Source organism: Poriferisphaera sp. WC338 (assembly GCF_050931845.1).
Taxonomy (GTDB): Bacteria; Planctomycetota; Phycisphaerae; order Phycisphaerales; family Phycisphaeraceae; genus Poriferisphaera.
Genome location: NZ_CP194516.1, coordinates 318409 through 331461 on the forward strand (window position 1 = coordinate 318409; position 13053 = coordinate 331461).

Genomic DNA, 13053 nt, shown 5'->3' on the forward strand with positions numbered 1-13053 from the left:
CCAGAGTTTCTCACTGTGTTGTATGTAACTGATAAAAAATAGACGCTCAAAACTGGAGTGTTTTCTGATATGGCTGATATGACCTACGACCGCGTGAATGATTATGCCTCGGTGAAAATCACCCTCGCCAGCCCGAACGATATCCGTTCGTGGTCCTTTGGCGAAGTGAAGAAGCCTGAGACAATCAACTACCGCACCTACCGTCCTGAAAAGGACGGCCTGTTCTGCGAACGCATCTTTGGCCCCGAACGCGACTACGAGTGCGCGTGTGGCAAGTACAAAGGCACCAAGTTCAAAGGTATCATCTGCGACCGTTGTGGTGTAAAGGTGACTCACAGCCGTGTACGCCGTAAGCGTATGGGCCACATCAACCTTGCTGCACCTATCGTCCACATCTGGTTCTTCAAAGCGATTCCATCGCACTTGGGCAACTTGCTTGGGATGAAGACCAGCGACATTGAGAAGGTCGTTTACTTCCAAGATTATGTTGTAACCGACCCCGGCGACACGCCCCTCAAGCCACAACAGGTCCTTACTGAAGAAGAATACCGTCAAGCATACGACTCCTACGGCGCCGGCTTCCAAGCCATGATGGGTGCCGAGGCGGTCAAAGAACTGCTCAATCGTATGGATCTGCACGCTGTCGCTGCAGAACTCCGCATGGACCTTGGTAACACCAAGTCGAAGCAGAAGATCAAAGATCTTTCGAAGCGATTGAAGATTGTTGAGCAGATTCGATTCAGCGAAAACGATCCAACTTGGATGGTCATGGATGTCGTTCCCGTCATTCCGCCAGACCTGCGTCCTTTGGTGCTGCTTGAAAGCGGTAATTTTGCGACCTCAGACCTTAACGATCTGTATCGCCGCATCATCAACCGTAACAACCGTTTGAAGAAGCTGATCGACCTGAACGCGCCGGAAGTTATTATTCGTAACGAAAAGCGTATGTTGCAGCAGTCGGTTGATGCACTGTTTGATAACGGCCGCTGCCGCCGTCCAGTGCTCGGGTCTTCGAGCCGTCCGCTCAAGTCTTTGACCGACATGATTAAGGGTAAGCAGGGGCGCTTCCGTGAGAACCTTCTCGGTAAGCGTGTTGACTACTCTGCTCGTTCAGTGATTGTGGTTGGTCCATCACTCAAACTACATCAGTGTGGTCTGCCTAAGAAGATTGCGCTCGAACTTTATCAGCCGTTCATTATTCGCAAGCTCAAAGAGCACGGTCTGGTCGACACGATCAAGTCTGCGAAGAAGATGCTTGAACGCCGCGATCCAGAGGTCTGGGATATTCTTGAAGAAGTGATTCACGAGCATCCGGTGCTTTTGAACCGTGCTCCGACGCTTCACCGTATGGGTATTCAAGCTTTTGAGCCGGTGCTTGTTGAAGGTAACGCGATCCGCGTGCACCCACTGGTGTGTACCGGTTTTAACGCTGACTTCGATGGTGACCAGATGGCGGTTCACCTGCCGCTTTCTGTGGAAGCACAAGCTGAAGCTTCACTGCTCATGCTCTCACCGCACAACATTTTCTCACCTGCAAACGGCAATCCAATTATCTCGCCTTCGCAGGACATCCTTCTTGGTGCATACTACCTCACCATGAAGCACGGCGGTGAAGAACCCAACGAAGAAACGATGCCGAAGTTCAGCGATCCGCATGAAGCGATCCTTCAATACGATCTCGGCAAGATCAAGATGCATGACTGGATTATGGTGCGTATTCCAGAAGGTCGCTGGGGCAGCATTGTTCCAGATCAGAAGGAACAGCCAGAGCCATTCCCGAAGAATCACCGAATTGTGACGACAGTTGGTCGTTTGTTCTTCAACGAGATTCTTCATGAAGGCATGAACTTCTACAACTGTGCATTAGGTTCCAAGGGCTGTAGCCGTGTGATTGATGATACGTATGCCGTGTCCGGTCGTCCTGCGACGATTGATCTGCTCGACAACATGAAGAACCTCGGGTTTAAACACTCGACGACTTCCGGTTTGTCGTTCGGTTTGACTGACCTGCGTATCCCAGCGAAGAAGAAAGAGCTCATCGACAAGACGCAGAAGAAGGTTGATCGTGTCGAGAAGGCATTCATGGCCGGTGCGATTACCGAGCGTGAACGCTACAACCAGCTCCTTGACCTTTGGACGCACTGTCGTGAAGCGGTTACCAAGGAACTTCTTAAGGAACTCCGCAACGACCGTCGTGACGAAGAAGGGAACATGGTTCCCGCTGACGGCACCGAAGGTAAGATCTACACCAATCCCGTGTACGTCATGTCGAAGGACGCTTCTGGTGCTCGTGGTAACGTTTCACAGGTTCAGCAGCTCGCAGGTATGCGTGGCCTAATGTCCAAGCCTTCTGGTGAGATTATTGAGACGCCGATTAAGGCGAATGCTCGTGAAGGTCTTTCCGTCCTCGAGTACTTCTCCTCAACACACGGTGCTCGTAAGGGCTTGGCCGACACCGCGCTTAAGACCGCGGACTCCGGCTACCTCACACGTAAGCTTGCAGACGTTGCACAAAACGTCTTCATCGTTGACCGTGACTGCGGCTCCAAGAAGGGCGTGACCAAGAAAGCGATCTACAAGGGTGAAGAAATCGACATTCACCTTTCACAGCAGATTGTTGGCCGCACCGCCCGCGAAACCATTCGCAACATGATCACCGATCAACTGATCGTGGAAGAAAATGAAGTCATCACTGAAGACGCCGCACGTGCTATCGAAGCACTCGGCATCGAATCCGTGATGGTTCGTTCGCCGCTAACTTGTGACGCGCCGCAAGGTATCTGTGGTAACTGCTACGGCCGCGACCTCTCAACAGGCCGTCAGGTCGAAGAGGGCCTCGCCGTCGGCATCATCGCAGCACAGTCCATTGGTGAACCGGGCACGCAGCTCACTATGCGTACTTTCCATACCGGAGGTGTCGCGACTACGGCAACGATCGACAACAGCTTTGTCGCATCGACGCCGGGTAAGATTGTCATTCGTGATGCGAACGCTGTTGAATCACAAGATGATGATGGCAACCCATGTCTCGTCGCTCTTAAGCGCAACGGTGAAGTGATCGTCGTTGACGACAAGAACCGTGAACTTGAGAAGTTCAAAGTCCAATACGGTTCATACATTCAGGTTCGTGAAGGCGATGAAGTCAAACGTGGCCAAGTACTGGTCAAGTGGGACCCACACCGTACTGTGATTCTCGCAGAGAAACAGGGTGTGATTCGCTTTGAAGATATAGTCATTGGCGAAACCGTGCGTCCTGAAAAGGCACCGGGTAGCGAAGGCGAAGAGCAGTTGGTCGTCATTGAGCATAAGGGCGAAATGCACCCGCGTATCGTCATCGAAGACACCGACGGTAAGATCCTCGACTTCCATTACCTGCCTGCGAAGGCGCGTATCGACGTCAAGGAGGGCGATGCTGTGACCGCTGGCCAGATGCTCGCGCGTCAGCCACGTGAAGCTACCGGTTCTGCTGACATCGTTGGTGGTCTGCCACGGGTGACCGAGATCTTTGAAGCGCGTAAGCCGAAGGAAGCAGCCGTCATGGCTGAAATGTCCGGTACGGTTGAGCTTCGTTCTGATCGCCGTCGCGGTAAGATGACGGTCATCGTTCGCTCTGGCGATCTTGAACACGAACATCACGTTCCGCAGGACAAGCATATGCTCGTCCACACCGGTGACTACATCGAAGCCGGTGATCCATTGATTGATGGTCCACTGATCCCACAGGATATCCTTCGGGTTAAGGGTGAAGAAGCACTCTTCGCTTACCTCATCGACGAAGTCCAGAACGTGTACCGTGCTCAGGGCGTGCCTATCGACGACAAACACATTGAGATCATCGTGTCTCAGATGCTCCGTAAGATTCGCGTCGACAACCCCGGTGACACCGATCTCCTGCCCAACGAAGTGGTCGACAAGCACCGCTTCCGCAGCGAGAACAATGTTGTCACCACCCACGTCAAGATCAAAGACCCCGGCGACTGCAACCATCAAGTCGGGACCAAGGTCAGCAAGGAAGAACTCAAGGAGATCAACGCTGAGCTTGAAGCCGATGGCAAAGAGCCCGCGACATCGACCAAGTGTCGTCCGTCCTCCGGCCAGACCCTGCTCCTCGGCATCACCAAGGCGTCGCTCCAGTCCGAGTCTTTCCTCTCCGGTGCGTCCTTCCAGGAAACCACCAAGGTGCTCACCGAAGCCGCACTTGCCGGCAAGCATGACACGCTCGTCGGGCTCAAGGAAAACGTCCTGCTCGGCCACCTTATCCCTGTCGGTACTGGTTTCACCAAGTACACCTCACTGGATGTGGTAAAGCTCGCAGAGCCACCATCACAGCAGGAATTGTCACAAGAGGAGGAGCTCGAAGTGGCAGCTGCACTCGCTGAAGCCGCCGGTGCTGTGGTCCCAGACCAAATCAAGACCACTGTTGGCGAGTCTCGCCTCGTTGCTCAGATGCTCGGCGAAGACAACAAGAAAAAGAACTAACCCCCGGAAGTGAAGCCACCGGCCAACTGTTAGTTTGCAATCATTGATCCCCCCAACCCCCGGCTGTTTTAGTCGGGGGTTTTTTCATGCACTGTGAAACAAAATGTGATGGTCTGCGTCTTAGTCATAGCAGTCTGATGTTGATGTGGTTCATTTTTAGTACTTTGGCACGTCAGCCTCCGGAGAACGACATGTTGCGAAATCAGGTACTGTTTCTTCTCTCGTTTTGTCTGCTCATCAGTTTCGCACAAGCCACCCCGCCCAAGGTTGCGGAGCTATCCATCAAGAACGGCTCGAAAAATGTAGACTCTGACCTGAAGCAGATCGAGATCACGTTTGATCAGCCGATGCAGAAGGGGTTTGCAATCGTGAAGGTTGGCGGCAACTTTCCCGGCAGCGGCGAGAGGGGCTCATGGAAGGATGACAAAACCTTCATCTTCCACGTCAAGCTCGTGCCCGAAAAGTCATATCGCTTTGCGATTAACTACAAGCAATACAACACGTTTCGCAATCTGCAAGGCGAGCCAGCCAAGTCGCTGTGGGTGAGATTTCGTACCAATAAATCAAACGGAACAACTGCAGTACAAGCCACGCCCAATGTGCCCAAGGTCATTTCAATCACACCAAAGAACGGGGCAACTGATGTCGATCCCAATCTTGCTGAGATTGTTGTGAAATTTGACCAACCCATGAGCGGTGGCCGATCCATGACTGGTGGTGGCAAGACATTCCCCGAAGTCACAAAGATCTATTGGCGTGACAACAAAACCTTTGTTGCCAAGGTCAAGCTCTTTGCCGACCATCAATATTACTTCGGCATTAACAGCCCCTCGCACCGAAACTTTCGTGGCAAGAACGGCGTCTCCGTCGATCCGATCCGCGTTTCATTCAAAACCCGCAAGGCCAAGCCCGGTGAAGACGCCAACGTCATGCCAGCCACACCGCCCAAGGTCGTTTCGATCACACCCAAAGACGGATCGCTCGGCGTCGATCCAAACCTCAAGGCCATCACCATTACGTTTGATCAGCCCATGTCCGGCGGTCGATCCATTACCGGCGGTGGTGAATCCTTCCCTGAGATCATCAATAAAATCCAGTGGAAAGACAGCAAAACCATCGTGATCCCCGTGAAGCTCAAACCGAATCATGAATACCGTTTTGGTATCAATAGCCCATCACACAAGAACTTCAAAAGCAGGTATGGCAACCCTGTGAAATGGCGCCGTGTTACTTTCAAAACCCGTGGGTTTAACGAGCAAGAAGTTGACGAACACTATATCGCCATCGGCTCTATGAGGATCGTCTCCGCAATCGAACAAAAACAAGCATGGCGCAAACTCGGTGAACTGCTTACCACGAAATATGCTTACCAGGATCGCCAAAACTTCGATTGGCAAAATATATGTGAATCCATGGCCACCAAGGCAACTGCACCTCGTACTGCTGAACTACTCGTTGCTAAAATGCAATGGCTTCTTGCGCACGCACAGGACCCTCATCTCGGTATCGTTCTTGACGGCGAATCTTCCGGTACCTACATCAGCTCCACTGAAGGCAATGCCAACATCCAAGCAGTCCTCAAATCAATGAGCCGTAATCAATCCCATGGAAAACATATTATTTCCGCTAAAACCTCTGATAATATAGGCTACATCCTTGTCTCTACGCTTTCCGGTAACACCGGGCAACTTGAAAAACACTTCTTTGAAGCACTCAATGAAGTCAAGGATAGCCACGCGATCATCCTTGATCTCCGTACCAACAGTGGTGGGGACGAACAGCTTGCGCGTAAGATCGCAGGTTGCTTCATCAAGGGACAAGCCGCCTATGCCAAACACATCACTGTGGATCCTACTTCTGATACTGGTTTCTCTCCCGTCCGAACCCGATACTTTAACCAGAACGACCTTGGCCCATCATACACAGGTAATATCGCCGTTCTTATGGGCAACCGTTGCATGAGCTCCTGCGAAGCGCTACTGCTCATGATGAAGCAAGCTCCCAATGCGACACTCATTGGCACGCCATCCCGCGGTTCCTCCGGCAATCCACATCGACATCAAATCATTGATGGTATTCAAGTTTCTCTTCCTTCATGGCAAGCGATGACTCTCGAAGGGGTTGTTTTTGAAGGCATTGGTATTCAGCCTGATGTTTTGATCGAAACCAAACTCAAGGATTTCAAAGATGCCGATCCAGTCTTTGAAGCGGCTATTAAATTTTTGCAACAATGATGATGTACACTGCAAAAGGAAGAACTCAAGCCCTTTTAAATGAAGAAATTTTATAGCTTAGCTATATTCATGGTCATCTGTATACATCCAGATGTGATTTGAGGGCAGGCGAGGGAAGTTTTTGGAGATCTATCCGATGTATCAGTTCATACTTGGATCGTTCGGCACAATGTTCGGGTTTTGAATCATTTGTGCTTGTGTGGGATTGATTGTTTTCAAAATTTCTATCCACTGATTAGACGGATCATCATCAAACACAAGTTCTGGTGTTGCATCAGTTGTCATCCATGAGCCTAGTTCTAGCTCATCTTCTAGCTGCATTGGTCCCCAACCTGCATATCCCGCAAAGCACCGGATATTCTCCGGCACATGCTCTACCAACCACCGCACATCTTCTTGCTCTGTACAAAAATATAATCCTTCCATCACGGTCAATTGAGCATAACTAATATTGCTATGCAGCAACATCACCGGCCCTTCGCATGGTCCACCTAGCAACAAAGCTCCGCTATACTCGCACGGCGACTCCGATACTTTAACCCATGCTTCGCTGAACGAAATCTCAAGTGGCCGATTTAGCGTTAAGCCCAATGCGCCATCTTCATTATGCTGCACAATCAGTGTTACCGTCTGATGAAAATTCGGATCAAGCAGATCGGTTGAACTAATCAGTAACTGTCCTTGACGTGATTCCATACAGCCTTTCAGGGTCTCTTTGATGCATGTAAATCAATAAAGTTTTAACACTTTATGCATTATATCCGCCGGGTAGATTGTGACGGAGAGGCACTGAAATGTATACACACCTAAGGTATTAGCCCCATTGTCGCATGTCGTATAAATAAATTTAAGACAACAACTTAGGTTAGGCGGGTTATAGGGCAAGAAAAAAAGACTAAATTATCTTAAAATATCTGTTTGCCATAGGAACGGATTCATCTCTGGCTTAGATCAAGTAGTTTTAAAGGAGTGCAGCAGTTGTTTAGATCATTTGTTACCGTCTTGGTTTTTAGCATTGTTTCATTTTTGTTCACTCAAACGGTCAACGCAGAAGAGAGTATTGCCCTTAAAAATGAAATTGCACAAATCAATAGTCGCATCTCTCAATTGGAAAGACAGCATGGCGGCGATAGTTTGACAGACAGACAAGTGAAGGCGGTCAAAGATTTGATGCGCGAGATTTTCAATGATGCGGCTACTCGAGATTCGTTACTAAGTGACCCAGTGATGGCCGGTTGCAAAGACGGCAAGTTTTTCATCGCTTCATCAGACAACCAATTCAAGTTGAACTTTAACGCGCAATTTCAATTCCGATACTACTACAGTCAGATGGATAATCGGCCTAGCACCATCGGGGAATCAATCATCGATGAGTTTCAGTTCCGTCGCGCAAGGATCTGCTTCATAGGCCACGCTTTTGACCCCAAGCTAAAATTTCGTTTTGATTTCGGCACGCATCCGTATGATGGGAACACTGCACTCGAGCTTGCCTATCTCAAATATGAGTTCAATGATCAGCTCACTTTGCTCGCAGGTCAGTGGCCGTTGCCATTCCTCCGAGGTGAACTCACTAGCCTCACCCGACAACTTGCTGTAGCTCGTTCCTCAATCACCGAATATTTCACGCTCGACGCTTCCACTGGGGTTCAAACTTACTATAAGCCAAGCGATCAATGGAAGTTCTCTGCTGCTGTCAGTAACGGCCAATATCAAAAATACCCAATGGACTATGCCGATTTTGGCAAGAATGTTTTTGATCTCGTCATCACTAGCCGTGCAGATCTAAAACTTGATGGCGAGTGGAAGCAAAGCGGTGGCTACGTTGCTTGGAGAGATGAAAAACCTGCAGCATTCATTGGTGTGGCGATCAATTATATGACAGGCTTCCAAGCGGATGTCGATATCCCGGACGATTTGGATTATCTCGCGTGGACAGCTGATGTACTCTATAAAAATAGTGGTTTTATGACTTCGGCGGCTTTTACTGGTTCGCATACACTCTATCAGGACAAGAAACAACTCGATTCTTTCGGCCTTGAGTTGCAATCTGCTTATAATATCACCAATAAGTTTCAACCTTTTGTTCGCTATGAGTGGTTTAAGCAGAACACCATTGACGAAAACGATATGCAGGGTGTTACTGTTGGTGCCAACTATTTCTTCAAGAAGCATAATCTCAAACTGACATGTGACGCAGTTTATTTTTTTGATGGTACGGTTCCTACAAACAACCCTTTTGGTTGTGCACCATTCAGCGGTGCACTTGGGCTTGGTGCTGCGGCTGGGGATGATTTTTCAAAGAATCAGCTTCTTTCATTCCGTACGCAGCTGCAATTCATCTTTTAAGAACGTTCAGAATATATAAAAAAAGATCCCTACACTATATAATATAGCGAGGGTTCTTTTATTTATATCCATACGTTGCTTAAGCGGTTTGTGGTGAGCCTATCAATGAGCCAATCCGAGACACAAAAAACTCATGAAGCTTTTGTGCAATCGGATAAACGTCTGCAAGGGCACAGTTTTCGGTATAAGCGCCGACGTTCTGTCCGTCAATCTTGGTAACTGCGGTCACATGTGTTGTTGTGCCCGACAGGAAGACTTCATCTGCGTCGAGAAATTGTTCGGTGGTGAGTGCGGTTTCGTTGACGGTAAAGCCGTTCTCACGGGCAAGTCTGATGACGGTTGCTCGCGTGATGCCGTGCAAAATGTGATTGTCTGCCGGGTGGGTGAAAAGCTCACCGTTTTTAATTGCGAAGGCATTGGCAGCGGTACCTTCTGTCACGATTTTGTTTCGGTGCATCAGGGCGTCATCTGCACCAAGGGCAGTTGCCTGGTTGCCTGCTGCGATGTTTGGCATGAGCATGATGGTCTTTGTATCGCACATATGCCAGCGGATATCTGGAACGAGTGCCAGTGTCTTGCTTGGCATGTCTGCGGCTTCATCAAAAGTAGTTGTTGGATATACTACGACCAGTGTGTTGGGGACTAATCCTTCGTAGCTTCGCACGGTACGTGGCCCCGCTCCGCGAGTGATTTGAATATACACTAGCGATTCCGGCAGGTTGTTTTCCGCAACCAGCTTTTCGGAAATAGCGGTAAGTTGATCCAAATCTTTCGGTGCAGTCATCCCTGTCTTATTTAATGATCGTTGAAGACGATCAAGGTGCGGTTGCATCTCATACAGTTGCCCCGCATAAGTACGAACAACCTCATAAACGCCCTCCGCAAAGAGCAACCCTCGCTCTTCTACCGGCAGTGTGGCTTGTGATTTTGGTAGATACTTACCGCTCAAATAACAAATGGAATCTTGGCTCATTTCGTGCTGCTTTCAATGCAAAAACATGGTGAGCAAAAAACTTATGTAACAGTGACCCACAAGCTAGAGGATTATATCGCAATGATCAGTTGGAAACGAACTGGTGATCACACAACAAACAACCAGCTTGAGCATAATGCTTCAAGCTAGTAATACGAGATTCGTATGTGTGGAGTAGCAACTTATTCAGTTAGCAGACTGTGTTGGCAGTTTTAACTCACGCGCTCCTGCAGCAGATTTAGTGATGAAGGCTGACGGCTTAATGCCTAGTTTTGCTTCATATACTTCAGTGATCGCCTTTTGCACTTCCTCTGCATGTGCAGTTTTAACCAATGTAACGGTGCATCCGCCGAATCCGCCGCCGGTCATACGTGATCCGTACAGTTTGCCTTCTTTTGCCAGCGGTTTAGCCAATTCCACCAGCAGATCAAGCTCCGGCGTGCTCACCTGGAAGTCGTTTGAAAGTGACTCATGCGACGCAAACATCAATTCGCCTACCGTGTTGTAATCACCTGTATCAAATGCATCAGCCGCTTTCACTGTGCGATCAATTTCCGTAATGACATGGTGTGCTCGACGGAAGGTAAGGTCATCCAGCCCGTCCTTCGCAGCGACCAATTGTTCAATCGTCGCATCGCGAAGCGCTTTTACGCCCAGTGCTGTGGCACCCGCTTCGCACTGTGCTCGTCTTTCAGCGTATTCACCGCCGGTGAGTTCGTGGGATTTGTTCGAGTTGATGATCAGGATCGACACAGACGGGTCGTCTAATTTGACTTGCCGCGTTTCATAGCTTCGGCAATCAATCAGGAGTGCAGCTCCTTCATGTCCCAGTGCCGAGATGAATTGGTCCATAATGCCGCATGGGCACCCGGCAAAATTATGCTCCGCTTTTTGACACAGCAATGCTTTTTCAACAGGGTCAAGTTTCTTGTCAGCAAGCACTTCGCAGAGGGTTGCCGTAGCGACTTCCAGCGAGGCTGACGAAGACAACCCGCCGCCTGCCGGAACCGTGGATTCGAGCAGCGCATCAAACCCGCCAGGATTCACACCTTTTTCCAGACTGTAGGCCACCGCACCGCGGATGTAATTTGACCAGCTCGGCTCTCCTTTGCCCAAGCTCGGCTCAACCGCAAAAACCGCCACATCATCAAATGCAGTGGATTTTACGTGGGCCTCGCTATCGTCCCGTTTGGCTGCCAGCACGATCGTATGCCGTTCTATGGCCATAGGAAGCACGAATCCATCGTTGTAATCAGTATGTTCCCCTATAAGGTTAACACGTCCTGGTGCAATTGCAGCGTGTGTTGGCTTGCGGCCAAATTGCTGCTCGAAGGAGTTCGTCAGACCCTGAACTTGTTCGATAATCATTCTGCCACTCATGAGAGACATAATATCGTATCCCCGGCAATGTTGCGTGTTCCTCGGGGTGTGGATAAACTCGCTGACTTACAAAAACCCGCTGAAACATGCGATAATAGGGATAAGGCCTTGCGATTTACACTCATCGATCGTGTGATCGACCAAGACAGCTCGACGATACAGGCTGCGAAAGCCGTCACTAGTGCAGAGGAGTACCTTGGAGATCACTTCCCGGGTTTCCCAGTTCTGCCCGGCGTGATGATGCTCGAGACACTTGTGCAGGCCGCACGCACGCTAGCTCAAGGTCAGGATCAGCCCCCGCGTATGCCCCTGATCGTGACCGAAGTGCGGAATATAAAGTATGGCAATATGGTTCGGCCGGGTCAGACACTTGAAGTCAAAGTGGACCTCAAAGGCCGAGAAGACAATACCTTTGATTTTACAGGCGTCGGCACCGTCGATGGACAGGTCGCCGTCAAAGGACGCTTTAAGCTCACAGAGCTCGCGCAGGCCTGAAAACAAACCGCCTTCCGCGGGTGGACCTAGTGGAGACATACCTCATGACACAGGACGAAATTTTCGAAAAAGTACAGGAAGTGCTCGAAGACGCGCTCGGCGTAGATGAAGATGAAGTGACTTCCGAAGCCACGCTTGTCGGCGATCTCGGTGCAGAATCAATCGACTTCCTCGACATCGTCTTCCGCCTTGAAAAAGCGTTCAGCATCAAAATCGATCAGAGCGAGCTGTTTCCGGATAGTGTGCTCAACGATCCGCAATATGTGCAAGATGGTAAGGTTACCGATGCAGGTATGGCCACGCTTCGTGAACGTCTCCCACATGCAAATCTCGACGAGTTTGATGCGAGTCGCAACGTAGAAGATTTCTCGAATGTCTTCACAGTTGATGCGATTGTGAAGTTTGTTGAGAGCAAGCTTGCTGCCTGATTCCTATTTGCCACAACGATGCAAGATTCATGATGAGTTACATCATGAATCTTGTGCATTCCTGCCCTGTGTTTGCTGTTTCAAAATACCTTCTTAATTAAAGGCTTCACCCAGCCATGCGATGGATCTGGATTGACCGCATTGTTGAGATCGAAAAAGGTGAAAGGTGTGTCACGATCAAGAACGTGAGCGCTGCCGAAGAGGTGTTGCACGATCATTTTGAAGCAACCGCTGATCACTCCGCAATGCCGATCCTACCCAATACGCTCATTATCGAAGGCATGGCTCAGACCGCCGGTATCATGGTCGGACATGCTGCGGACTTCAAAGAAAAAGTCCTGCTCGCCAAGATCACCAAGGCCACCTTTACCAAACCCGTCACCCCCGGTTACACCATCCGTTATACTGCCCACATGGAGAACTTCGGCAAGTCCGGGGCGTCTACCAAAGGCACCGTCGAACTGCTCGACCCCGCAACGGGTGATGCTAAAACCATAGGTGAGATTAGCCTCATGTTCAGCCACATTGATCACAATATGGCCGGCCTCGAATTTCCCGACCACAACTTCGTCTTCACCGGCATGTTCATCGACCTGCTCAAACGCTCCGGTGTCGAAATCGCTGACGACGCGGTGGTCTAACCATCAAATAGATTCGCTTCTCACATATCACGCAGTCCGCCTTGCTGCGTGGCCATTATCTGCCGCGCTCGCAAAGC

At 49.9% G+C, this 13053-nt stretch carries 9 protein-coding genes; 6 read left to right on the top strand and 3 right to left on the bottom strand.

The features are described from left to right. Positions 1 to 69: 69 nt before the first annotated feature. Positions 70 to 4479 (top strand): DNA-directed RNA polymerase subunit beta', encoded by a 4410-nt coding sequence (gene rpoC, locus ACQ6WK_RS01305; RefSeq protein ID WP_432798939.1) that lies wholly within the window; start codon positions 70 to 72, stop codon positions 4477 to 4479. Positions 4480 to 4670: 191 nt separating this feature from the next. Continuing rightward, a complete protein-coding gene (locus ACQ6WK_RS01310; RefSeq protein WP_432798940.1) occupies positions 4671 to 6713 on the top strand; it encodes an Ig-like domain-containing protein in 2043 nt (680 codons plus the stop codon). A gap of 141 nt (positions 6714 to 6854) precedes the next feature. Here the strand turns inward: ACQ6WK_RS01310 and ACQ6WK_RS01315 are convergent, their stop codons facing one another. Further along, entirely contained in the window at positions 6855 to 7409 is a 555-nt protein-coding gene (locus tag ACQ6WK_RS01315; RefSeq protein ID WP_432798941.1) for a YqgE/AlgH family protein, read from the bottom strand. 438 nt (positions 7410 to 7847) lie between these two features. On the opposite strand from ACQ6WK_RS01315, the gene ACQ6WK_RS01320 reads away from it, so the two are divergent. Then, complete coding sequence (locus tag ACQ6WK_RS01320; protein ID WP_432798942.1) at positions 7848 to 9059, top strand: porin; 1212 nt, start codon at positions 7848 to 7850, stop codon at positions 9057 to 9059. 79 nt (positions 9060 to 9138) lie between these two features. On the opposite strand, the gene ACQ6WK_RS01325 is transcribed toward ACQ6WK_RS01320, so the two are convergent. Both ACQ6WK_RS01325 and galK read right to left on the bottom strand, forming a co-directional pair. After that, positions 9139 to 10032: an aminotransferase class IV gene (locus ACQ6WK_RS01325; RefSeq protein ID WP_432798943.1), complete on the bottom strand. Its 894-nt coding sequence runs from the start codon at positions 10030 to 10032 to the stop codon at positions 9139 to 9141. Between the two features lie 186 nt (positions 10033 to 10218). Continuing rightward, positions 10219 to 11400, bottom strand: a complete 1182-nt coding sequence (gene galK / locus ACQ6WK_RS01330) for a galactokinase (RefSeq protein WP_432798944.1) — start codon at positions 11398 to 11400, stop codon at positions 10219 to 10221. Between the two features lie 120 nt (positions 11401 to 11520). Between galK and ACQ6WK_RS01335 the strand changes: the two genes are divergently transcribed. The 3 genes from ACQ6WK_RS01335 to ACQ6WK_RS01345 all read left to right on the top strand — a co-directional run bounded on the left by ACQ6WK_RS01335 (position 11521) and on the right by ACQ6WK_RS01345 (position 12976). Then, the gene (locus ACQ6WK_RS01335; protein ID WP_432798945.1) at positions 11521 to 11907 is read left to right on the top strand and encodes a 3-hydroxyacyl-ACP dehydratase FabZ family protein; all 387 of its coding nucleotides are present in this window, start codon (positions 11521 to 11523) and stop codon (positions 11905 to 11907) included. A gap of 44 nt (positions 11908 to 11951) precedes the next feature. Next, positions 11952 to 12335, top strand: coding sequence for an acyl carrier protein (locus ACQ6WK_RS01340; protein WP_432798946.1), 384 nt, complete (start codon positions 11952 to 11954; stop codon positions 12333 to 12335). A gap of 116 nt (positions 12336 to 12451) precedes the next feature. Next, complete coding sequence (locus ACQ6WK_RS01345) at positions 12452 to 12976, top strand: 3-hydroxyacyl-ACP dehydratase FabZ family protein (RefSeq protein ID WP_432798947.1); 525 nt, start codon at positions 12452 to 12454, stop codon at positions 12974 to 12976. The last annotated feature ends 77 nt before the right edge of the window (positions 12977 to 13053 follow it).